Here is a 20,886-nt window from a genome sequence, read left to right as displayed (position 1 = left end):
AGCCTCTCTCACAAAATGCCAGTGGCTTCGGTGAGCAGCCAGATGCCGATCACCAGCAGCACCGCCCCAACCGCGACCGTCAGACCAAACTGACCCCAGGTTTTCTTGCCGTTGTGGATCTCGGCGTAGGTGCCGTAAGCGTGATAGCACACCCCGATGAACATGCTGGCGACCACCAGTAGCGCTACCAGTAGCACGATGTCGTAGCCGTAATTGCGGATGGTTTCCATGATGCCGCCACCTGTGCCACGTGATGGGTTTTCCAGTTGCGGCAACCCCTGTGCGAACGACAGTGCAGGTAAGGTGGTTAGACTCAAGGCCAGCACAGCGCGCTGAACGAGACGAGTGGGATAGCGGTAGTGTTTCATCGGGCTGGCCCTTTTTGGTTACGAGAGCAGGAAAAACGTCAGCACGAGGTACATCGCGAGAAAGCGCACGATGACGCCGAGGAACTGGCGCTGGTTGAGTTGGTTCTCGGCCCAGCCGACGTAGGCGGTTCGGATAGCCCATGCGCCCCACAACAGCAGTACAGCGAACACGATGCCGGTCAGGGTGGTGGACATTGCCGCAGGAGTGATACTGCTGTTCGCCTGAAAGGCGCTGATCTGTGCGGAAGTCATGGCTGCTCCTTCAGCTTCAGCGAGGTGCTGTGGTACTTGGGGGGCGATTCCTGGCGGTAGTCACTGTTCAGTTCGGTGGCGTCGCGTGGCTGGGCGCGAGACGGCGAAAGATAGAACTGGATGCCAGAGCGCACGCGGGCTAAATCACCGAGTAGCCGGGGGTAGTCGAAGTAATAACGTTCGTTTGGCGCGAGCGGCGTAGTTGCGGCGCTTTGCGCGACAACGCGTTGCAGGGCGTCCAACTGACGTAACGCGGCGGCCAGCTCCTGGCGCTGGGTCGGGGCGCTTTCCGCTATTGCCTGCGGCATCAGCCCGAGCAGGGCGAATACAGGGAGGATAGCGTTGAAGCGTGCTGTGCAGAATGAAAGAGCCATTGCATTGTTCCCGTCGTTGATTCAGCAATGGTGAAATCGTGACATCGGAACTTTGTGCTGGCCGCAAAGAATAGGAACTGCGTAGCTACCGGATTTTCTTTAAATTTTGTGGATTATTTTGGAAAAAGCTCAGGTTTTAATGTTTAATATTATTCTTGTGGAAAAATAATGGAGGTATGGCTGTGAGCGAGATGGAGAAAGCACAAATATTACATGCACTGAAAAGCAATTTTAATGTGGATCAGGCTATATTGGATGAGTTGCTAAGGCAAATTAAGGATGAAAATATTAGGTTGAATTTTCCCAGGATACAGAGGGGGTTAACTGCGGAAGAAAATTACAGAGCAATATTTTCGGCCATGCCTTGGATTAAGAATATAAATGGATTGCATCAGGAACAGGAAGTTCATCACAAGAAAAATTATCAGGTTCCTGATTATTCGTTATTGGTAGAAAGTTCTGAAAAAATTAATTTTCCCCTACTGGTCGATGTTAAAGTGGTTTCGGGAAACAAAGAGTCGTGTGAGTTAATGGTCAAACAGTTGCATTCTTTAAGGGCTTATGCTCGTGATCATAATGCTCAATTATTAATTGCGGTTTATTGGGAACGTTTGGGTTATTGGACGCACAATTGTGTGCGAAGTTTTGGAGGTAAAAAGAAAAATAAAATTACTTGGGCTGAAGCTATCGCAAATGATGTCTCTCATGTTTTGAGTGATTATTCTTTTATTGTTGAAAAAGATTTTTATAGAAAGACATTCTGCTCTAAAGATAAATTGGACGGAATGGCTGGCCACAATAAATATGGGCATTTTTCTGAGGTTTTTCTTGGAACTGATATAAGCAATCTAAAATCTTATGATTTGATTTATTCTTCAATTGTTGATTCTGTCTTTCGTGGAGAAGAAGTTGAGGTAAAGGAGGTGCCTGGAGGTGTGGAGATAATTGAGCGATTTAGTGGAAAACGCATCATCAAAGTTAGTAACTGGTTAGTGAATTTTCTTAATTTATGGGATTTTGACCCGACAAAAAAATTTGATGATATGAGAGTCACTACGTTGGGGCGTATTGCAATGGTTGATCTGTCACATGAACTTGGCTTTAAGGTAACGTACCTAATTCCTCGTGATAAAAATGAAGATACGAAAAAACTATTTAAGCAGGCTTATGATGAAACGTATGTTATGAGAAATTATAACTCTGGCTCATGAATGAGAGGCTAAAATAAGATAATTGAGTAGCATGACACATGCTGAATATTGTGGAATAAGAGTGTTACTAACAAGAGTTGCTACAAATACTTTTTAAAACTACCCGCCGTCAGCGCCACCGCGAAGCCCAATAATGCAGCGCCAGGCAGCAGGATCAGCAGCGGATGTACCGAGATCGGCAGCGCCAGGTAGGTTACCCAGGGCAACATGGCCAGCGGCAGTAACGCGGCCTTTGCCCGGTGGTAAATGAAGCCCGATTCCCGGCCTGCGCCAAACCTGCGCACATCGCGTCGTACCAGACCATCCACTAGCCCGACGAATACGGCCATGAGAATGAGCGGCAATGTCAGCACTAACACCAGCAAGCGCACCATGAACGTCAGCGTGGTAAAGGCTGCGGCGATCAGATAGTTTTCCGACCATACATAGACTTGGCTCACGAAGTAGCGGAAGTCGCGCTTGGGTGTCTGGCTGGGAGCACGGGCACGCTCGGCGATCTGCTTTATGCGCTCAAACAGTCCGGTCTTGACGAACATCCATTCATAACCGGTATCGACGATCTGGTGCGCAGTTCGCCCCGGCTCCTGCACAATAGCGCTGCGGGTAAAATTATTCGACAGGTGTCCCAATTCGTATTGCAGCATTGCCTGCGAGTGTCGCCAGCCTTGGTCTTTCCAGAAGAGATTCATGCCTGCGCATTCCACGATGATTGAAATCAGCAACGAGCCGATCAGCACGCCAAGCAACCTGAACGGCAAGGTGATGACACTGGCCAGCAGGCTTTGTCGGCGTGTCTGTTGGTGTTGTGCAGCAGCAGCCGGATCGCTCATGGTGCTCGACCCTGATCGGCGGTGCTGTCGAGGTTTTCATCGAGCAGCTCAGGTGGCAGTGCTTGCTCCTGCAACACGGGGGTCCCCTGGTTCTGCCACCATTGCCCGGCATCGGTGTAGCTCTGGCGCATGTAGCCTGCCAATTGCTGCAGATCGGTCGGCATGACTTCATCCGGGTCGGGGGAGGGCAGCGGCATGCGGACTTTCCAGAGATTGCCGCCCTGCAGCAGCGCGAAGCACTGTCCCTTCGGAAGTTGAACCACATGGGACGGTTCAATCATCGGCACGCTCGACAGACTGACGCGATCCTGAGTATTGCTGGTGAAGTCGGTTTTTGCGTGGATGTCGGAGCTGTCGGTCACGCTGCTGGCCACAGTGGTGGTGTAGACCTCTACCTTGGGTAACTGTTTCGTAAGTAGTTCAGCGGTAGCTGTTTCGCGCACGCGTAACATGAACAGATTGTTGAAATTGCCGACGACCTGACCGGCTTTGGCGCGATTGCCTATGCGGGCTTCAATATCACTGAGGGTTTGAGTATAGGCGGTGATCTGGATGCCAGCGCCGCCCCCTTTGTTGACCATCGGGATGAACTCATCGCCCATCAGTTCATTGAATTCATCGGCATGGACGTTGATTGGCACCTTGGTGTCAGCCGATGCACCCGGCAGACCGTCGTCGATACCGAATTTATAGATGTGTCCGGCCACAGAGACCATATCGCTGAACATCGAGTTGCCCACTGCTGCAGCGACTTCTGCATCGGATAGTGCATCAAGACCGACATAGACTATTGCGCGTTTCCTGATGATTTGCAGCCAGTCGAAAATCGGTCTGGGATCGCTCAGATCCGAATAGTTTGGAGCCAGCAATTGGGCGATTTTGCCGCTGGTGAGTTTTTCAAGCAGGGGCAGCAGGCTGGCGACGATCTTGTCGAAGTATGTTTTGTCGTAGCGAACAGCGGATCTCAAGCCATCCAGTACGGGATCGTAGTTACGCGCCTGGCTGAGGTATTGCTCAAGGGCGACCACTCGCTTTTCACGGCCGATCATGTTCCTGGGAATGTTATTCTCGTTGAGCTTGGCTTCGATCTGGACAATAACCTCCCAGGCTTTCGGTTCTATGCGGGCGAAGTAGTGCTGGGCGTACTCGATGAACAACGCATCGATATTGATGACGTGGCGTTGGATGAGCAGGTAGTCCGGGCGCTGACCCAGTTCGATTAACGCCCTGGCAATGACATTGACAAATCTCCAGGCAAATTCCCTGAAGGCCGCCGAGTTGCCTTCCCTGGAAAGCTGCCCTGCGACGCGGGTGGCGACTTCGCTGATACGACCAAAACGCCCCACCGCGTTGTAACGTGCGCTGATCTCCGGCCACCCAAGATGGAACACATAGAACTCGTTTTCTCTGCCTGCGCGTTTTGCCTCGACGCACATGCTCTTGAGCAGATCCGCGTCACCTTTAGGATCGAAAACAATGACCACTTCATGCTCGCCGAGGTGATTCTTTCGGCGAATGTCCTGGATGATGAATAATTCGGCCAGCCGCGTTTTGCCCACCCGTGTGGTGCCCAGCACCAGAGAATGACCGACGCGCTCGCCCAGGGGCAGGCTAACATCCACCTCATCAGGCTCGATACCGTGCAGGCGCGGCAGTCCACCGACAGGAGGCAGCGGTCTAACCGGGTTGAACGGTACATCCCAGGTGGTGATACGGGGCAATTGTGACAGCGGGAATGGTGCGAATTCCAGCCGTTCCTCCAGGCGTCGGGCCAACTGGTAAGCGGGTGTCGGTTCTACATAACGCCTGAACTCAGGTCGGTAGGTTTGCATCAACCGGTGGGTGTGTTTTTGCTCCCACAGAAACCCTCTACCGATAAACAGCCGTTGTCCACTGACGGGCACATCACGGCTGGTCATCACATAGCGTGGCAGACGCCGGATATTACGACGGTAATGCAGGATCACCTGCGCATCACGCCAGCGCAGTGCGCCAAAGGCTCCGAAGGCCAGTGCGCTGCCGATACCGATGTCTGGACTCAGCGCGAGAGCCCACGGAGCCGTCAGGCATAGCAGTACTGCCCCGGCGCAAACCGCAACGGTATAGAGTTCCACTGGTGGGCGCAGCAGTACCTCGATCGGCTGGGGCTTTGCCATTGTGTTATTGCTCAATGCCGGTGCTGGTGATGAGCACGGGGTAATGCTGCAGACCAAGGCGTTCGGCTAGGTCATCGGCTGCAACTGGCGCGAACTGCAGGTCTGGTGTGATCGCGCGCAGGCGCGCAAGCCCGTCCTCGGTCTCGACATTGACTACCAGGCCGATGGCTTTACGTTCGCGCAGTGATGCCGCCTGGCGCTGCAGCCAGATATGCGATGCTTCATCGTCGCCGACCAGAAAGAATGGCTGCAGGCCCGGTGCGTCGATGACCCTACGTGCTACGGTGCCGGGTGTGAGTTTCGGGCTGCGCACTGGCAGCATATCTGCTTCGGTGGCTGGGTTCACTTGTACCGATGGAATAGTCACGGGGGAGCGAGGGGCATTGGGTGAACGGGCCTGAAGGTTGAGTGCCTCGTAGTACGGCATGGCTGACGCCCCGCCATGGTCCTCCACTACGATAGGCGGTTGTGCTGCGTGCAGCAACGGCGATACGGTGGTGAGTGCCAGGAGAAAGCCGTATGCGGTCGTGATGTGAGTCGTCATGGGGAGGTCTCCTTGCTATTAATGTTGGTGAAGGCTTGCTGTGGCCCCAGTACGCGCTGAAGGTGTTGAGAGACACTATGCCGGTAGCGTGCTGCAGGCGTTCCTCCAGATGGTCGGTGGTAGCGACCAATTGCCAACAGCCAGTCCTCACCGGGAATATATTGCTCTTTGAGGATCTGCGCAGCGATCGCCAGATTGTTGTACGGATTGAGTAAGTCGCAGGGCTGGCGGTAGCGATGTTCTTGCCAACCGAGATTAATCTGCCCCAGTCCTACGTCGATTCGGGTTGGTGGTACGTCCCGCAGGGCCTGGTGTATTCCTAAGCAGGCCTGTACCTGACTGGCATATCGAGATGACTGACCGTCCACATTCAGCGACCACGGCCACGGTACGATGCGCTCCGCACGGCGCACGCCACTTTCCTGCAGCGCCACTGCATAAAGGACGACGGAGGGAATGCCAGCGCGTTGAGCGGCCAACTGGTAGGCAGGCGGAGGGATCTCCTGGCCTTGGGCCAGGCTGCTCAGCAGTATGTTCACCAGCAGAACCCACCGCCGTCGCATAGATGTCAGGGCTGACGCTGCCATTGGCCATTTACCTGTCTGATACTGGCGGGCAGGTCTCCGGGCAGTCCCAGAGATGACCAACGACCGGCGTCGTGGTTCAGAGTAATGGTGCCATTGCGTACCTGCTCCGGGGCAATCTGCGCACGTCTGGCCCAGGCGCGGATGAGCGCATCGTCCTGGCGTGAGTCAACCATATACAGGTCGAATGCGGTGCCGGAAGCCTGTAAACGCTGCACAAGTTGGGTGCATGGCGGGCAATTGTCCTTGATGAAAACTGCTGTGCGTCCGTTGCCGATCACCGCGTTTCTGCTGAGCCCGGCATCAGGTAAGCTTACCCGCTGCATGCCGGGGTTGAGTCTTCGCCACGCTTCGTCGTAAGCGCGCTGATAGGCCAGCAGCTTTTCGACGCGACGAGCTTCTGCTTGCACTTGCAGTTCAGCATAACGTTGTCGCTCTTCATCACTGCGTGCCTCGATACCCAGTGCAGAGAGCGGATCGAGGTTGGGTGAGTAAGTACCGATTGGCCCCTCCATCAGTTCGTGGTAGCGCTGCCATTCATCGGCCTTCAGGCCCCACTCCTGAGCCAGACGTTCATCCCGGTGTTGTTCGCCCTGAACCGGTACGATGCGGGACTGCATCGTGGTGGGGGGCTGTGCCATCGCTGACATTGTCAGAGTGGTCGCGATGAGGAGCGTCATCTGGCGTTTCATTGTGTTCTCCATCAGGGGATAGTCAGCCGGTGTGTTTGCCCGGCGTGGCTGAAAATTGCTGTGTCGCCATCGATGGTTTTCAGTCGCCACTGGCCCACTGTTTCGCCGGGTAATACAACCTGGATTTGCGCCGGTGCCGGTTCTCCACTGGCAGGTGCGATCGATACCATGCGTTGCCCGGCACGCAGTTCCAGACCCAGGATACGGAACGGGAATGGCATTCTCTTAGATGCCGTGGCAGCCGGTCTGGCGATGTGGCTGGTGGTTGCTGTGTTTGGAATAGCCACTGCCTGTCGGGACTTGAGCTGTTCAAACTCGTCACGAAGCGTTTGCACTGCTTGCGTGGAGGCGTAGTTTTCCTGCGTTTGTTCAATCTGCGCGATACGCGTTTCCAGACTTTGCTGTATGCCGCGTAAGGCTGTTGTGCTGGCGGGGGCAGGGCGTGCCTGAAGGGCCTGTATGCTGTTGGCCAGATCTGTCAGGCGATCTTCCAGTACCTGAACCTGCTTCAGGCGGGCATCCATCTGTTCGCGCTCGGTCAGTTCGGCTGTGTTGTGATAGTTCATGACGGCAAGAACGGTAAGTACACCCAGCCACACCCAGATCAGGAGCCGGATGAGCCTGGTTGCTGTTATGGTGGTGTTGTTCATGGTTGCTCTCCGGCAGGAGGGAGGGGCTTAACTGCTCCGGCGACCAAAGTGCTACCATTTCCTGCATCAATATCGGGGCGTTTGAAGCACACTTGTCTCGTACGGTTATCGACATACAGAGTCCAGAACGGTCCGGCCAAGGTAAGCAATGCCTCCCGCAAGGTCATCGGGCCGAGGTGTAGGTGTGCAGCGGGCAGCGGCAGTGAATAGAGTTCACTAACAGAGTGGGCCGTTTCGCAAAGCTGATAGCCACTTCGTTTGAGCGCGTGCCGCAGGCCGTCACCCACGGTGGCACGGGAGTTTTCGGGCATTGATACGTCGATCACCTGCAACAACAGATCGCGCTGTGCCGCGTTGGGAGCCAGTTCTACCAGGGTATAGCGTCCGTAACGTACAACGAGAATGAAATCCGGCGTAGCATCGGGAACCGAGGCGACCGCTTTGATGGGCGGAGAGTGGGGCGGGGCAGTGGTTGTTGTACATCCGCTGCTCAAGGCTGCAATGATCAGCAGGTGGCTGACAAACAGCCGCCGGATTGAATGTGTTGGTGACATGGTTCAGCTCTCTATAGCGATGAGCTGTTACCTTCGTCTGAGGCGTGGGTTTGATCAGCAAAGAATGCGGATTGGGTTCCTTCCTTTTTTGCGTCAAGGTGAAGGACCTGAAGCGTCCGAGTGTGGCCGCGTTGATGAAGAAGTTGGCCTACAAGCAGGCGGAGGTGAACCGAACCTTTGGCATACTGCGCAAGATATTCAAGCTGGCCGAAGTATGAGGGCTGCGACTGGACGGCATGAATCCGTGACGTTATGTTCCGATGTGTCCGCTCGGCAAGGAAACCCGGCTCATCGTGGACGATGAACTGGTGCGGCTCTTCCGTCACCTGGAGCATCTGGAGGCGAAGGGTCTGGAGAACTACATCATTCCGTTGGCGATCCGCCTGCAATCGGTGCCCGTATATGTGGGATTTACTAAAACAGGTAAAATAGTTTATGAAGGCAGCTTCACCATTCCCCGGCAATCACCGTGGTCTGGCTAAAGTTGAGCTGTAATATGAAAATTTATTTAGGCAGAAGTAATAGAAATATGAATGGAATTCTATAATGTCTGTTATCGTCCATGAGCAGTCATTACGTCATTGGTCTTTAACGAATAATATCGAGCGCCAATATCGAAATTTTCAGATTTGCCTAAGAGGTTTGCGTGCGATTGCTCACTCTCATCTTTGCGGATATATTAATTATTATAAGAACCATGAGCATTTTTGCCTGTCCTCTAAATCTAGCTAGGAATAGAGAACCCTATGTTTCCATTGAGCCAAGTAGTTAACAGACCATTTGTATTTCTTGTTGATTCTCCGAATCACAACGATTTGTACGATGGCTACAGCATCGGGATGGCATTACGAGATGCTCTTAAAGCAATAAGAATTCCTTGCGTTTATACCCTCGCAACATGCAAAGAAAATTTCCAAGCTGCCCTAAACAACCGTCTTCTAGATGCTGTTTGCCAAATGCAGCACAATGCAAGCACAAACGCAATCCCGTTTGTTCATCTCTGCATGCATGGGTCACAACCGGGTGTCAGTTTAACGGACGGTTCGTTCTTTAGTTGGTCGGAGCTGCGCAACCTTTTATTGAGCCATAATCATGTAAAGGGCAACGATCCGTATGTGTGCATGGCCTCATGCAACGGATTTAACGCTACCAGCATGGCAAACGCTTTTGATAGTGCTTTCAATATTCTTATTGGTAATACGGGAGCAGTACTTCAATCAGACGTAACCGTCGCCTATATGTCTTTCTACAACCATCTTTTTTATAAAGCTGCAAACTTCGATCAGTCAGTTCAAGCCATGCGTCATGCATCTGGGGATCACAATTTTTATTATGCTGTAGGTCAGCAAGTTAAGAATCAGCGGTTCTATGAAATGCAATCTCAGCTTCCTGTCAATCCATGGTCAAATCCGCAGCCAAGCTTCTAACATGGCGGTCAAGCGGACTAGCCCAAAGCCAGCCGCTTACTGATCGTTAGTAGTTTGGCTGTCTGCTTTGGGTTGTGAGTTCAACGGGTCGATGCAACGCTATCCTTAATCAAGGGAGGACGTTGCCATGAAACGAAGAACGCGTATTAACTACACGCCGGAACAGAAAGCGATTATCTGGGACAGATATAAGCAAGGTGATTCCCTGCATGATATCGCCAGAATGTTCGACAGATATCATTCTTCTATCATGCCCACTATCCACCAGACTGGTGGATACCGTCCTCCTGTCCGAAAGCGGCACCGGTTAGGCTTTTGGATAAATGTATCGAATCGCAAATTCACCTTCATACTTCCCTTCGGGATACTGCTCCAGCTCAGGGTCTTTTACATGGAACAGCCCGAGGTGCGTTGTGAGGCGACCGACGGTGAACCGACCGTTGCGGCCAGAGATGGTGCGGATCGTGAGTTGGCCGCGAACGATGATAGGGGGATCGGATTGAACGGCTGTTGTAGCCATGCTGAATCTCCTTAGATGCGTTTTACTGGCGATAGACCTGGAAAAAGAGACAAGACCCCAATGTGAGGTCTTGCTGATCGGCTTAGCGTGAGGTTGTGAGAGCGGACTCTTCTTCTGCTGAAAATTGTGCTTCAGGCTCGTGTGTACCCGATGTTGTAGACGGCATATCTGCGCTGTTGTCAGGACTTTCTGACTCTGAGGGGGCCTGGTTGGCTGTTGGATAGACTCGTTGTCCATCGATCTTAATCTGGCCAATATGTATTAGCTTGGACTCCAGACTCGCTGCCGGTTCGCCGGCATGCTCGCCCTTCTTGCGAAGGTACGGATTCGCCTTCATGCCATTGAGACGGAAGGCGATCAACACCTTGTGCTGAGCCTCGACGGCTTGCACACAACGGCGCACCAGATGCTGAGCTTCCGGAGCGGTCACGATGGTGTTGATGTATCGGTATTCCGGTTCTTCAACAGGCCCGGCCAGTGCACCGATGGTGCATGTGAGGAACGGGTCACCCTCCTTCGGTGTGACATCTATGGGGCGATTGAGATAACCAATGCCTCGGGTGATCAGTTCGTACTGTTCGATTGCCACCAATATGGCGGGGTCAATCAATTCAACCTTCAGAAGTCTACCTTTGAGGCTGGCTGCGGGTTCACCCTTGCGCTCACCACTGGGGCGGATGAATGCATCGCTCCACAGATCCCCCAGCCGGAACTTGACCACCGGGCGCAACTGCGGATCATCCGTGCCGATATAGTGTTCGACCAGTTTTTTAGCCTCGGCACCTGAGACTTTGACATCAAAATAGCGGATGACCGGCTCTTTGGCAGAGCCGACCAGCGCGGCGATGGTGCAAGCCAGGAAGGGCTGAGCACGGCGGCCGCCACGCACGGGAACTTCCCGCACACGCTGCAGACGACCGTAACCTTCGGTGTGCAGATCGAAATAGGCTTTTTCGCCTGAAGTAGAATGAACCATGATGACATCTCCATTAAAAAATGAAGCGGAGACACACCAGGCCCGATTGCGGGGGTGTGTAACCCCGCGATGGGTTGATAAGGCAGAGGCATCCACTACCGGTATAAGCCGGTGGTCGTTCGCATGAGGATGCTGTGCGAACTGGTTCGGCCATGCGGTTTTCGCCGCACCGCAACTTAGGGCCGGGGTTGCGTGGCATGTCGCTGACAACGTCAGCAAAACATGCAGACAGACTGCCTGTGCCCTCAATGCAAGTGCGACGAGAAACGTGAACTGAAGCCGTTCCCTATTTTCGAGGTGCCATTTATTCAGGAGGAGGCTGTCGTACCGGAAAAATTGATGCAAGTTGGGGAGTCGATCTTGAATGGGCCGCGTATACAAGCGTTTTCAGGATATAGCTGGTGGAATGGCCAGTAGTGGGCTGCAGACGAATGCGCATCAGTGGCGGAGAGACTGGCGCGAGGGGAAAGAAGCCCCCATCAAGGGGGCTACGGGGGGCGAAGGCTAGTCGCTATCGAGGGTTGTCGTCACAACTTGCAGGGAGATATGTGTTGCGGTAGCGGACACATCGAGATCGCCTGCACCATCCAGGATGCGGGTAAACACCCTGTCGCGGGGCTCGAAAAATTCGCCAAAATCGTCACTACCGAACTCAGCGCGTGAACGTTCCCACCAGTCGTCAAAGGGGTCAATGTCAGGGTTGCAGCCAACCGCGTAGGCGATCAGCTTTTGACGTCCATCGGTATGGCGTTCACCATGCTCGGCGAGCCAGTAAACACCATGATCCTTGACCAGGATGATACGGCACTGATTGGCAACGGCTTCGGCGATGACGGGCCGCAGTTCGGCTCCTTTGAAGCGTAAAGTCATAGGTACTCCTGAGATAATGGTATGCCGTGCAATACGGTGAAGAGCCGTTGCCTGGGGACAAGGCATTGGTGCTCGACCCAGTAGCGGCACGGTAAGTAAACGATGTTAGTCAGCTAACCCAGCGTGTAGACGGGGTGTCTCTGCAGCGTTATGACTTACGCCGTAGCGGCTTTTGAATGGTGCACACACGTATGCGACGCCAGCTTCCATCATCGATCAACCTGAGCAGTACCTCCCCGAGGCTATCGAAGAACACACCGTCAACCCGTTCGACCAACTCTCCATCGTGACGCAGTACCACGGCATAGAGGTCGTCGGCGCGCTCGTATTGCACGGTGACACGTCCATCGAATTTCGCCGTGCTTGTGTTGAAGCTGATCGCCGGTGGTGTGGCGATGATGTCCTGGGGCAGCGGATCGACCCAGGTGAAATCCCGCGCACCGGCATCAACTAACAGGTGTGTAATACGACGGAAGCCATCGGGGGCCGGTAGTTCCTCCAGTTGCCTGATAAGTTCCTGTAACTCTGGGCAGCGAGGTTGTGGGATCGGAAGCCTGGCGGGTGCAGAGCCGAGAATATACGTCTTGAGCTTGTAGGGCGTACCATCGGCGGTGTATTCGGTGCGCTCTTCGGGTGTGTCTGCACGAAGGCCGTCGAAGCGGTGCCGCGCATAGGGCTCTACCTGTACCTTGGCACCTTCGTCCGGATCTTCGGTCACAAGCGTCCGGTCAAGCACGGCGAACTCGATGCGGCCGATCTTGACGACAATGGCGTCCTCCGTTCTGGCGATGATTTTTCCCTCAAAAGGTTTGGGATCAATGTGAAAGCCCAGTGCAGACACTTTGGGCTGTCCGTCGAAGATGTTGAACTTGAAGCGGCGGGCATTGGAAGGAACGTGGTCACGCACCAATGACTGCATCTGATTGCGAATAGTTTGATGATCCATGGGAAAGTCTCCAAAAAAGGAACTCCCCAGCCACAAGGGATGGGGACCCTTGTGGGTGGAATGAATGGACGATAAGCGCCCTGTGATGGCGAAAGCCAACACGCTATCAGCGTGCCGCAGTCTTGATGGCCTTGACTGCCTGGGATGTTGCCAGCTACGCCAGCGAACATATATGCAGAATGGCGTGATGATGGACCGTGTGCGTGGAACAAAACGCATCAGGTTACGCCCATATTGGCGCTGATTACGGTAGAAAAATCCCCTCGTAGAGAGGACGAGTGGGGAGGTCAAAATCCTCGTAGAGAAGTAATACACGCGGTGCTGGTAAGAGCATATACCTCCAGTGAGCACTGTGAGTATTGCTGCCATCGAACGACACGCCACTCTGTTCTATAGAAACGGCGTCACCTGGATGGTTGCAATGCCTGAAGCAGACGCTGACCCAGCCACGACACGCATGGTACGGCCATAGAGTTGCCGATGGCTTTGTAGCGAGGCGTGTCGGCCGCAGGTTTTCCACGGTACGGCACCTGCGTCCAGTCGTCGGGCATGCCCTGCAAGCGTTCGCATTCGACTGGCATCAACCGCCTGACTTTCCACTGAGGCCAATGCTGTCCGTCAGGTTTGATCGGCGTGTAGTGGAAATGTGCTTCCCGGTTCGGTGTCAGGGCATGGCTCTTGTCGCTGTTATGTAGCGCAACGCTGAACATGGCAGGCCAGGCTCTGGTACGCCAAGTCGGAATCACTTCTTTTACGGCCTCTGCGCCGTATTCTTGGGCGGTAAAGGCAATGAGCGGGGCATCGCGGTATGAGCCATCTTTGCTGCAGCCTTCGCTATTGTTCGCTGTGTTTACGTCAGGTCTGAAGAAGCCGAGAATTTTCTGAACCAGGAAGTTCTCGGTGCAGATATCATGTTTGGCTCCAGCGGCCATCAGGCAGGCAGCAACGTCAACCGGTCCTGTTCCGCCACCGAAACCGAACGTCATGACAACCTTGCTGTAGGGTTTCAGTCCGGCGTAGCCGCCTGTTGCCGCAGTGCCTGCTCCAGCAGTTCGGGTAGCTTTTTGCCACGGCGCGCTGCCCGCTGAAGAATCCCCGCACACGCTGTTTCGCTCAAAAAGTATTTCGCAGGGATCGAGGTCGTCTCGACCACTTGCCACAAGAAACACGCGCTTGCGACGCTGGGCGACGCCGAAATATTGAGCGTCGAGTACCCGCCATGCGAGACAACGGCGGGGTCCAGACACGTGACCTGCGTGTGCCCATTTGCCCCCTGGCGGTTCGAGCGCATGGCTTTCGCCGGCCAGTGCGCCCAGCAGGTAGCCAAAGGCGTTGGAGTGATCACTGAGTACGCCAGAGACATTTTCCCAGACGAGTGTGGCGGGGAGCTGATGGTTTTTGATGCGGGTTTGATCGATGACATTGGCAAGCTCCACATAGCTGAGGGTTAAGGCACCACGTGGGTCGTTGAGTCCCCGTCGTGTGCCGGCAATACTGAATGCCTGGCAAGGTGTCCCGCCGACAAGAATGTCTGGGGCCGGGACCTCACCGTTTTGTACACGGTCGGCGATGCGAGTTATATCGCCGAGATTGGGGATATGGGGATAGCGATGCGCGAGTACGGCATTCGGAAATGGGTCGACTTCCGAGAACCAGGCTGCTTGCAGGCCAAGTGGCTCCCAGGCGAGGCTGACTGCCTCTATGCCGCTGCATACGCTGCCGTATTGCAGCGTATGGGATGTGGGGTGTGTGTTCATTAGGTCTCCTGTTTGTTGGATTCTGGGCTACAGGCCTGAACGGATGTGTCGTCACTCAGGAGAAAAAGTGTCGGGGACCTGCTGGCCTCCGACTCGGTAGGAAGAAACCACCCATGGGCTGTTCCAGGATGCGGTCGTCGTCAAAACCGTTCTCTGTCGCAGCAATCGCACCCGGCCGTTATCGTGGTTGTGGCCGGAATCCTCTGGCATGTATCCACACACAAAGGGAGCCCAGTTTTTCGCCGTTGGGCACGGCAACGAATACCGCCAACCCCGGAAGGGTTTCCTCAGACCTGACCACCTGTGCAAGGCGTCAGGAAACCCTTCATGGAGAACGGAAATACCGGATAAGGGGGAAAGCGTCTGGTGCGATCCATGGACGAGTTGCCTTCTTGCCTCGCTGCCGGAGCATATCGAGGTGCGCACGGTTTAGTAGAAGGCTGGTGCGCCGGGATTCCCGCACGGACGCGAGATGGAGGCATGTCATCATAGAAGACGTGACAGGGCTCTTCAGGTGTAGGGTAACTCAGGATGCCTGGAGACTGCTGTTACGTTTGCGCCGCGTGGTGCGTTTACGCTTGCCGCTGTCGATAGGCAGCGAGCCTTTGCAATCGGGATAGCGCGGGCAAGACCAAAACGGTCCGTTCTTGCCGGGCCTCTGATGCATGGGCGTGCCACATTCGGGGCATGCGGCCCCCTGCGGCATCTTGATGGATAAGGATGCTCCCCGATACTGCTGTATCAGTTGGGCAATCCAGGCTGACTGCTTGTCGATGAAGACGTCGAGTGTGAGCTGGCCTGATTCGATCATATCCAACGCCTGTTCCCATATGGCAGTCATGCCGGGATCAGCAATGGCACCGGGAACGGCATCGATAAGTGTGAAGGCGGTATCGGAAGCACGTACCGAGCGGCCTTTCTTCAATAGGTAGCCACGGTCAAGCAATCCCTTGATGATATTGGCGCGTGTCGCCTCAGTACCAATACCGGTGGAGTCTTTCAATGTTTGTTTCAGGCGTGGATCTGAGACCAGTTTGGCAACGCCCTTCATCGCTTTGACCAGTTCACCCTGGGTATAAGGGGGCGGCGGCGATGTCTTGAGCGCTTTGCAGTTGATGCCAGTGATCTGGCAGGTCAATCCTTCGTTCAGCGGTGGCAGAGCCTGACTGCGTGATGTGGTATCGCCATCGTCGTCAGGCTTCGGCTCGGTGAGTACTCGTCGCCAGCCTACTACGACCACTTGCTTGCCGACCGCCTGCAGCATCTCGCCTGCGCAAGACAGGTATGCGGTAGTACGGTCGAATTCATGATGTGGCAAAAACTGCGCCAGGTAGTGGGCTCGGATCAACGTATAGACTGCCCGCTCCTTATCGCTCATGGCCACGAGGTTAGTGGGTTCGAGCGTGGGAATGATGCCATGGTGCGCAGTAACTTTGCCGTCGTTCCAGGCGCGTGAGCGCAGGTTTCTGTCTAACTGATCGACGATCGGCCTCAAGCCTGGCTCGGTCTTGAGCAAGCTATCGAATACAATAGGCACCTCGGCGAACATGCTTTCGGGCAGGTAGCCGGAGTCTGAACGCGGGTACGTTGTTGCTTTGTGCGTTTCGTACAGTGCCTGAGCGATTTCCAGCGTTTCTTGTACGTCGAGGCCCAGTTGCCTCGAACAGACCTCTTGCAGCGTTCCCAGATCGAACGGCAGCGGGGGGCCTTCACGTATGCGTTCTGTTTCGACTGACGTTACCTGTGCGCTGCCAGTAACACGCATATGTTCGGTTGCCTGCCGGGCGATAGGTTCCTGCAGACAGCGACCCGCATTATCAGCAGTTGTATCAGGTGGCATCCAGGCGGCAGTGAAAGATTGACCCTCGCTCGACAGCACGACTTCAACAGCCCAGAACGGTACAGAGACAAAGCGTGAAATTTCTCGGTCGCGGTCAACCACCAGTTTTAGCGTCGGGGTTTGTACCCGGCCAACGGAGAGTACGCCGTCGTATCCAGCCTGTCGTCCCAGCACGGTGAATAGGCGACTGAGGTTCATGCCGATCAGCCAGTCCGCGCGGGAACGAGCCAGTGCCGAGAAGTACATCGGTAGCGTCTCGTCAGATGGTCTGAGAACTGACAGAGCTTTGCGGATCGACGTGTCGTTCAACGCTGATAACCACAAGCGTTGGATAGGGCCGCGATAGCCGCATAGCTCGATGATCTCGCGGGCAATCAGCTCGCCTTCACGGTCCGCATCGGTCGCGATGACCAGTTCGGTTGCCTTGCTCAGAAGCTCTTTGACGACGTTGAATTGCGAGGCGGTCTTGGATTTGACTTCGACACGCCAGCGCTCGGGGATAATGGGTAACTGTTCGATGGACCAGCGCTTGTACTGCTCACCATAGGTTTCGGGTGGTGCGGCTTCAACGAGATGGCCAATGCACCAGGTCACGGTGATGCCTGAACCTGTGAGGCAACCATTGCCTCGCTGAGTAGTACCCAGCACACGCCCGATGTCTTTGCCCTGAGAAGGCTTTTCACACAGAAATAATCGCATGGAATACTCGACGGCATGTGAATCATGCCATCGAGTATTCCCGGCTGGACACTTTAAAGTTATAAAGAATGAGGATTGCGAACCACCGTATTTGATTGTCTAATCTGATATGCCGAATCATTCGGTGAGTAGGCGTTCAGGCGCAACACCCGGCGTGGTTCTTCGTTGCCGTTGGGGTACTCGTGGAACTCTGGTGCAGAGCCGATATTTCCTTCGCCGCTGAAATGTGTACTCATATCTATGACTCCCGGTTGATGTTAAATGCCCTTATTCGAAAGACAATGCAGGCGGAAATAGTCAACGGCGTTGTGCTGATGCTTGATATTTCATGTGGCACCCTTTGGGTGGGGATGGTTAAGCTCTGCCTGATGGCCTGTCCGGCGCAGATAAGCGTCGTCGGCATGGGCCAGCTTGCTGGCGCAGTCTCTGGCCTGGCGTGCGAGTGTGTGTAACAGGCTAATCTGCATATTCAGCACAACCCGCTGGACTTCGATTGCGTACAAATCGTCGATGAGTCCGGGCGGCGTGGCTGGGTTGGCCATCATCTCCTGCCACAGCGCTACGCCCATGCTGCTGCGGTCGAGGTTGCGCCAGCGCAGAAAGGTGGTGCCTGCGCCAGTGGCTTGCTGGGCCAGTTGTACTGGTAGCAGGTTGAAGGGGTGGCTGCGTGCCTGCGCCAGAACTTGCCGCTGTGCCAGCACGATCACGTTGTTGCGTAATGCCTCACATTGGCTGGCCCAGTCATCGAGTGCCCCTTTACCTTTAAAAGGTTTTAAAAGGCCTTTTAGGTAGCCTGCATGTTCCAACTGCTGGAAGGTGGTGTGTTCCAGCATGGTGAAGCGAGTTGATGCGATCATACGTGGTCACTCTCGCTATCTTTTGCACCTTCTGTCGGGTTTTCACTGTCATCGGCAGGGGTATCAGCAGCCTCACCCACTGGTGATGGTGTCTGATTAGTGATGCCTGATTGGGCCGTGTTTGTTTGTCCTCGCCGGATCAAGGGCGGTGCGAAGCGTGAACGACGCGTGCCTTCGAGCACGTCCTGCGGCAGCTCTCCGAACTTTTCCACTGCGGCACGGGCTGCGGCATTGTTGGCGGCGAAGTCGTCACGCCGGGTACCGGAGTAGCGGTATTGCTGTGCCAGGCTGAAGAGACTGCGCAGGGCATGGGCACCGTCGTTGAGCCAGCGCTCGAGGGTTGAACGGTCGATCAGTGCGGTGTGGTGAGCCAGGATTAAGCGACGGGCAAGATCGTCGTAGTCGGCCAGTAAATAGACCGCCATAAAGCCCAGTTGCGAGGATACAAACAGCGGTAGTCTGACGGGTTGCACGTTCATGTTTTCACCAAGGCTTAGCGCGGGAGGTACGTCAGCCAGTGCCTGATCCACTTGTTGGCGTAAGATCTGGAGCTGTTCTTTGGTGAGCGCCAGCTTGTCTTCGATGCACAGCATCCACCAGTCGGAGTAGGGATCGTCCTGCTCGGCACCGCGCTTGAGCTTGTTCATGATGGAGACAAATCCGTTCAGGCCGACGATGCCGGGTTTGCCTTCTGTTGCTGCGCGGCCGTGCCAGATTCGTGATGCGTGGTGAGTATGCAAAGTCAGTGACATCGCACTGCGCAATGACCCCAGATTCAATTGCAAAGATTCAGTGGCACTGTTTTCGCTGGCCATGGTGATGATTCTCTGTAGTGAAACGAGTCGTCAGCTTCGGCTGCAACAGGAAGACCGTCAGTCATGAAACCGCACTGGTATTCAGCCTGTTTTGCGAAGAGCCGAGTGCCCAGCAATGGAAGGCCGCGTGTGCAGTTATACCCCGGGTATAGACAACCATGGATGTTCATGGATATATCGAGTTCAAGGGGTATCCAGCAATTTGCGCAACCGTGCCAGATGCGCCAGTGCGACATCCCTGTTCACTGTAGGTGGCCGTGGTGGCGTGGGGATGTCATGAGGTTTGGCGGCGAGCGTTTTTTGGGCGTTGTCCTTCTGCCCAGCCCAGGCTCGAAAGTCACCGCGCAGGGCTTTCTGGATGATGCCGAACAGATAGCCTGCGGGGTTGCGAATGGCGGTTGTCGTGCATCGGGCATCCCATTCGTCGAGGACTGCCTGGTGCTGCGTTGGTTCAACCGACTGTAATGCGGTCAGAGCACCGGATTGCTGCTCAACCCTAAGTGCCATAAAGCGCTCAGGCAAACGAAGCATCCCGAGCCCTTGTGCGCGCGGTACTGTAAGTATTTTTTTATTATTTTCTTTTATATGTACTGTACTGATGCTCTTCGGATTCCGAAGTATGTTGATTTTGCAGGCGCTCAGGTCTGCTTCGGAATCCGAAGTCTGGTCACCATCATTCCGAAGAGGGGGGGTTGTCCCTTCTTCGGAATCACGATCGTTCATATCCTGTGAGTAACCCGACACCATGCTCCAGCCCTGTGCGGCAAGACGTTGTGTCAGAACCTGTAATCGAGTCGGCAGTACCTGACCGCTGAGCATCGGATCCTGGGATATTTCCCGTAGCGTATACACGCCAACACGCTGGATGGATTTGCTGGTATGTGTCAGCGACTGGCTGACCAGAGCCAGGTAGTCGGCGTCAAGCTGGATTGCCTCATAGGGAGTGAGTGGGTCATCGTGTAGTACATAGAGGTTGCCCAGAATGCGGCCTGTGCGTGGATCTCGTCTGCGCCTGACCAGGCTGATCCATCGGGTCAGGCGTAGCATAATCAGAGTACGTGCGACCGTTTCGTGAGACGCTCTGGCAGCGCACGGCATGGAGGCTAGCCATGGCGCGAGCTGATCGTACGTTGGCATCGCGGTGATACCATCCTCTGCGAGCATCAGCCGGAAAACTTGCCAGCCGTTGCGTTCAAGCGGGGTCAGTCGCCCATCCATCAGCAGTGCCCGTGGCACACTGTCGTGGTGATTGCCGCTGAAGAGGAAACCATCAGTTGCCGCAGGCGATGAGGTGGGTTTAACCGGCTTCGCAGATTGCGGTTGCTGATGGGAGAACACCTGGTCGAACAGCTCATTCAGTCGAGTGGGGCAGTTCGTGCGTGTCTGGCCTCCTGTCATCAGGTTTGTCCTTCATCAATCCATCCGCGTATGGCACTCCAGATAACGGATAGAGGCAGACCTGTAGCCTCGGCGAGATCCGCTGCGATACCCAGCATATGCATATCGTCATTGAGTGCCACTTGCTGTGATTTAATTGCAGCAGACCATCGATGCCACAGATCGGTATCCTGTTCTTCGGTCATAACGGGGTGGCGTCCTTTTCTTTTGGGTAGACCGAGGACGCTACGACGTAACGCGATTTCCTGATGAGTGAGCCCAAAGAATTTGCTGATAAGCTCGGTGCTTGCACCCAGACGCAGCAGCCGGTCTGTTTTGACGATCTCTTCGGTGACATCATCAACCTGATGCAGCAGCCGACGCAGCACATCACGATTAACCACTACCGAACACCAGGATACGTTGGCGTTGGCCAGCACGCTGGCCATGGCAGGATGCTTCAGTGCATCAAGGTCAGTGTCATCAAATCCCATGGATTTTGCTTTGCGTAGTTGACCATTGCGCAAATCATGCAGGGCTTGCGCGATGACAGCCTGATTGAGAGGGTGTGGACCGGTCATGGCTGT

Annotated in this window: 21 protein-coding genes and 4 pseudogenes; 4 read left to right on the top strand and 21 right to left on the bottom strand. The window is 54.7% G+C overall.

Annotation, left to right across the window (positions count from 1 at the left end; translation table 11 throughout):
- Positions 1 to 8: 8 nt before the first annotated feature.
- From FDP13_RS14660 to FDP13_RS14650, 3 genes are read right to left on the bottom strand one after another with little or no spacing between them, the layout of a single operon-like run.
- Positions 9 to 368: a TIGR03745 family integrating conjugative element membrane protein gene (locus FDP13_RS14660; protein ID WP_143839762.1), complete on the bottom strand. Its 360-nt coding sequence runs from the start codon at positions 366 to 368 to the stop codon at positions 9 to 11.
- A gap of 18 nt (positions 369 to 386) precedes the next feature.
- Positions 387 to 620 carry a TIGR03758 family integrating conjugative element protein gene (locus FDP13_RS14655; RefSeq protein WP_019844513.1) on the bottom strand — a complete coding sequence of 78 codons (234 nt, stop codon included), beginning with the start codon at positions 618 to 620 and terminating at the stop codon, positions 387 to 389.
- Positions 617 to 994 carry an RAQPRD family integrative conjugative element protein gene (locus tag FDP13_RS14650; RefSeq protein WP_143839761.1) on the bottom strand — a complete coding sequence of 126 codons (378 nt, stop codon included), beginning with the start codon at positions 992 to 994 and terminating at the stop codon, positions 617 to 619. The genes FDP13_RS14655 and FDP13_RS14650 overlap by 4 nt, the downstream gene beginning before the upstream one ends.
- Positions 995 to 1,176: 182 nt before the next feature.
- Between FDP13_RS14650 and FDP13_RS14645 the strand changes: the two genes are divergently transcribed.
- Positions 1,177 to 2,205 (top strand): hypothetical protein, encoded by a 1,029-nt coding sequence (locus tag FDP13_RS14645; RefSeq protein WP_143839760.1) that lies wholly within the window; start codon positions 1,177 to 1,179, stop codon positions 2,203 to 2,205.
- A gap of 80 nt (positions 2,206 to 2,285) precedes the next feature.
- Here the strand turns inward: FDP13_RS14645 and FDP13_RS14640 are convergent, their stop codons facing one another.
- The 7 genes from FDP13_RS14640 to FDP13_RS14610 are packed head-to-tail and all read right to left on the bottom strand — an operon-like array spanning position 2,286 to position 8,215.
- Entirely contained in the window at positions 2,286 to 3,035 is a 750-nt protein-coding gene (locus FDP13_RS14640; protein ID WP_143839759.1) for a TIGR03747 family integrating conjugative element membrane protein, read from the bottom strand.
- Positions 3,032 to 5,191, bottom strand: coding sequence for a type IV conjugative transfer system coupling protein TraD (gene traD, locus FDP13_RS14635; RefSeq protein ID WP_143839758.1), 2,160 nt, complete (start codon positions 5,189 to 5,191; stop codon positions 3,032 to 3,034). Before traD ends, FDP13_RS14640 begins: the two co-directional genes overlap by 4 nt.
- A 4-nt stretch (positions 5,192 to 5,195) precedes the next feature.
- Complete coding sequence (locus FDP13_RS14630; RefSeq protein ID WP_143839757.1) at positions 5,196 to 5,735, bottom strand: integrating conjugative element protein; 540 nt, start codon at positions 5,733 to 5,735, stop codon at positions 5,196 to 5,198.
- The gene (locus FDP13_RS14625) at positions 5,732 to 6,322 is read right to left on the bottom strand and encodes a transglycosylase SLT domain-containing protein (RefSeq protein ID WP_143839756.1); all 591 of its coding nucleotides are present in this window, start codon (positions 6,320 to 6,322) and stop codon (positions 5,732 to 5,734) included. The genes FDP13_RS14630 and FDP13_RS14625 overlap by 4 nt, the downstream gene beginning before the upstream one ends.
- Positions 6,304 to 7,011 carry a TIGR03759 family integrating conjugative element protein gene (locus tag FDP13_RS14620; RefSeq protein ID WP_143839755.1) on the bottom strand — a complete coding sequence of 236 codons (708 nt, stop codon included), beginning with the start codon at positions 7,009 to 7,011 and terminating at the stop codon, positions 6,304 to 6,306. Before FDP13_RS14620 ends, FDP13_RS14625 begins: the two co-directional genes overlap by 19 nt.
- Before the next feature lie 11 nt (positions 7,012 to 7,022).
- A complete protein-coding gene (locus FDP13_RS14615; RefSeq protein WP_143839754.1) occupies positions 7,023 to 7,661 on the bottom strand; it encodes a hypothetical protein in 639 nt (212 codons plus the stop codon).
- The gene (locus FDP13_RS14610) at positions 7,658 to 8,215 is read right to left on the bottom strand and encodes a PilL N-terminal domain-containing protein (RefSeq protein ID WP_143839753.1); all 558 of its coding nucleotides are present in this window, start codon (positions 8,213 to 8,215) and stop codon (positions 7,658 to 7,660) included. The genes FDP13_RS14615 and FDP13_RS14610 overlap by 4 nt, the downstream gene beginning before the upstream one ends.
- A 92-nt stretch (positions 8,216 to 8,307) precedes the next feature.
- On the opposite strand from FDP13_RS14610, the pseudogene FDP13_RS14605 reads away from it, so the two are divergent.
- The 3 genes and pseudogenes from FDP13_RS14605 to FDP13_RS14595 all read left to right on the top strand — a co-directional run.
- Positions 8,308 to 8,604, top strand: a pseudogene (locus FDP13_RS14605) (integrase); the annotation flags it as partial.
- A gap of 357 nt (positions 8,605 to 8,961) precedes the next feature.
- The gene (locus tag FDP13_RS14600; RefSeq protein WP_143839752.1) at positions 8,962 to 9,642 is read left to right on the top strand and encodes a hypothetical protein; all 681 of its coding nucleotides are present in this window, start codon (positions 8,962 to 8,964) and stop codon (positions 9,640 to 9,642) included.
- Between the two features lie 127 nt (positions 9,643 to 9,769).
- Positions 9,770 to 9,952: pseudogene (locus tag FDP13_RS14595) on the top strand (IS30 family transposase); the annotation flags it as partial.
- On the opposite strand, the pseudogene FDP13_RS14590 reads toward FDP13_RS14595, so the two are convergent.
- The 11 genes and pseudogenes from FDP13_RS14590 to FDP13_RS14540 form a co-directional block, all read right to left on the bottom strand.
- Positions 9,953 to 10,162 (bottom strand): annotated as a pseudogene (locus tag FDP13_RS14590) (DUF3275 family protein); the annotation flags it as partial.
- An 82-nt stretch (positions 10,163 to 10,244) separates the two neighbouring features.
- Positions 10,245 to 11,138 (bottom strand): DUF3577 domain-containing protein, encoded by an 894-nt coding sequence (locus FDP13_RS14585; protein WP_143839751.1) that lies wholly within the window; start codon positions 11,136 to 11,138, stop codon positions 10,245 to 10,247.
- Between the two features lie 504 nt (positions 11,139 to 11,642).
- Entirely contained in the window at positions 11,643 to 12,008 is a 366-nt protein-coding gene (locus FDP13_RS14580; RefSeq protein WP_143839750.1) for a DUF3085 domain-containing protein, read from the bottom strand.
- A 148-nt stretch (positions 12,009 to 12,156) separates the two neighbouring features.
- Positions 12,157 to 12,954 carry a GTPase gene (locus FDP13_RS14575; RefSeq protein WP_143839749.1) on the bottom strand — a complete coding sequence of 266 codons (798 nt, stop codon included), beginning with the start codon at positions 12,952 to 12,954 and terminating at the stop codon, positions 12,157 to 12,159.
- A gap of 404 nt (positions 12,955 to 13,358) precedes the next feature.
- Positions 13,359 to 14,711 (bottom strand): DNA cytosine methyltransferase, encoded by a 1,353-nt coding sequence (locus FDP13_RS14570; protein WP_143839748.1) that lies wholly within the window; start codon positions 14,709 to 14,711, stop codon positions 13,359 to 13,361.
- Positions 14,712 to 15,237: 526 nt separating this feature from the next.
- The gene (locus tag FDP13_RS14565) at positions 15,238 to 17,250 is read right to left on the bottom strand and encodes a DNA topoisomerase III (protein WP_143839747.1); all 2,013 of its coding nucleotides are present in this window, start codon (positions 17,248 to 17,250) and stop codon (positions 15,238 to 15,240) included.
- 119 nt (positions 17,251 to 17,369) lie between these two features.
- A pseudogene (locus FDP13_RS14560) lies at positions 17,370 to 17,486 on the bottom strand (single-stranded DNA-binding protein); the annotation flags it as partial.
- Positions 17,487 to 17,576: 90 nt separating this feature from the next.
- The gene (locus FDP13_RS14555) at positions 17,577 to 18,107 is read right to left on the bottom strand and encodes a DUF3158 family protein (RefSeq protein ID WP_119875308.1); all 531 of its coding nucleotides are present in this window, start codon (positions 18,105 to 18,107) and stop codon (positions 17,577 to 17,579) included.
- Positions 18,104 to 18,922 (bottom strand): PFL_4669 family integrating conjugative element protein, encoded by an 819-nt coding sequence (locus tag FDP13_RS14550; protein ID WP_143839746.1) that lies wholly within the window; start codon positions 18,920 to 18,922, stop codon positions 18,104 to 18,106. Before FDP13_RS14550 ends, FDP13_RS14555 begins: the two co-directional genes overlap by 4 nt.
- A gap of 183 nt (positions 18,923 to 19,105) precedes the next feature.
- Entirely contained in the window at positions 19,106 to 20,320 is a 1,215-nt protein-coding gene (locus FDP13_RS14545) for an STY4528 family pathogenicity island replication protein (protein WP_143839745.1), read from the bottom strand.
- Positions 20,320 to 20,880: a DUF2857 domain-containing protein gene (locus FDP13_RS14540; RefSeq protein ID WP_019844480.1), complete on the bottom strand. Its 561-nt coding sequence runs from the start codon at positions 20,878 to 20,880 to the stop codon at positions 20,320 to 20,322. Before FDP13_RS14540 ends, FDP13_RS14545 begins: the two co-directional genes overlap by 1 nt.
- Between the last annotated feature and the right edge of the window lie 6 nt (positions 20,881 to 20,886).

Origin of the sequence: Dickeya sp. ws52 (assembly GCF_007210685.1) — a bacterium.
Taxonomy (GTDB): Bacteria; Pseudomonadota; Gammaproteobacteria; order Enterobacterales; family Enterobacteriaceae; genus Dickeya; species Dickeya chrysanthemi.
The sequence above is the reverse complement of the archived record's forward strand: the minus strand, read 5'-3'. Positions and strand labels throughout refer to the sequence as shown.

What these genes read in the sequence shown, in the direction of transcription:
- FDP13_RS14640 (WP_143839759.1), bottom strand. Translation starts at nt 3,035, where the DNA reads ATGAGCGATCCGGCTGCTGCTGCACAACACCAACAGACACGCCGACAA.
- FDP13_RS14630 (WP_143839757.1), bottom strand. Translation starts at nt 5,735, where the DNA reads ATGACGACTCACATCACGACCGCATACGGCTTTCTCCTGGCACTCACC.
- FDP13_RS14580 (WP_143839750.1), bottom strand. Translation starts at nt 12,008, where the DNA reads ATGACTTTACGCTTCAAAGGAGCCGAACTGCGGCCCGTCATCGCCGAA.
- FDP13_RS14625 (WP_143839756.1), bottom strand. Translation starts at nt 6,322, where the DNA reads ATGGCAGCGTCAGCCCTGACATCTATGCGACGGCGGTGGGTTCTGCTG.
- FDP13_RS14620 (WP_143839755.1), bottom strand. Translation starts at nt 7,011, where the DNA reads ATGAAACGCCAGATGACGCTCCTCATCGCGACCACTCTGACAATGTCA.
- FDP13_RS14650 (WP_143839761.1), bottom strand. Translation starts at nt 994, where the DNA reads ATGGCTCTTTCATTCTGCACAGCACGCTTCAACGCTATCCTCCCTGTA.
- FDP13_RS14610 (WP_143839753.1), bottom strand. Translation starts at nt 8,215, where the DNA reads ATGTCACCAACACATTCAATCCGGCGGCTGTTTGTCAGCCACCTGCTG.
- FDP13_RS14585 (WP_143839751.1), bottom strand. Translation starts at nt 11,138, where the DNA reads ATGGTTCATTCTACTTCAGGCGAAAAAGCCTATTTCGATCTGCACACC.
- FDP13_RS14540 (WP_019844480.1), bottom strand. Translation starts at nt 20,880, where the DNA reads ATGACCGGTCCACACCCTCTCAATCAGGCTGTCATCGCGCAAGCCCTG.
- FDP13_RS14655 (WP_019844513.1), bottom strand. Translation starts at nt 620, where the DNA reads ATGACTTCCGCACAGATCAGCGCCTTTCAGGCGAACAGCAGTATCACT.
- FDP13_RS14575 (WP_143839749.1), bottom strand. Translation starts at nt 12,954, where the DNA reads ATGGATCATCAAACTATTCGCAATCAGATGCAGTCATTGGTGCGTGAC.
- FDP13_RS14555 (WP_119875308.1), bottom strand. Translation starts at nt 18,107, where the DNA reads ATGATCGCATCAACTCGCTTCACCATGCTGGAACACACCACCTTCCAG.
- FDP13_RS14615 (WP_143839754.1), bottom strand. Translation starts at nt 7,661, where the DNA reads ATGAACAACACCACCATAACAGCAACCAGGCTCATCCGGCTCCTGATC.
- FDP13_RS14660 (WP_143839762.1), bottom strand. Translation starts at nt 368, where the DNA reads ATGAAACACTACCGCTATCCCACTCGTCTCGTTCAGCGCGCTGTGCTG.
- FDP13_RS14550 (WP_143839746.1), bottom strand. Translation starts at nt 18,922, where the DNA reads ATGGCCAGCGAAAACAGTGCCACTGAATCTTTGCAATTGAATCTGGGG.
- traD (WP_143839758.1), bottom strand. Translation starts at nt 5,191, where the DNA reads ATGGCAAAGCCCCAGCCGATCGAGGTACTGCTGCGCCCACCAGTGGAA.
- FDP13_RS14565 (WP_143839747.1), bottom strand. Translation starts at nt 17,250, where the DNA reads ATGCGATTATTTCTGTGTGAAAAGCCTTCTCAGGGCAAAGACATCGGG.
- FDP13_RS14545 (WP_143839745.1), bottom strand. Translation starts at nt 20,320, where the DNA reads ATGACAGGAGGCCAGACACGCACGAACTGCCCCACTCGACTGAATGAG.
- FDP13_RS14600 (WP_143839752.1), top strand. Translation starts at nt 8,962, where the DNA reads ATGTTTCCATTGAGCCAAGTAGTTAACAGACCATTTGTATTTCTTGTT.
- FDP13_RS14570 (WP_143839748.1), bottom strand. Translation starts at nt 14,711, where the DNA reads ATGAACACACACCCCACATCCCATACGCTGCAATACGGCAGCGTATGC.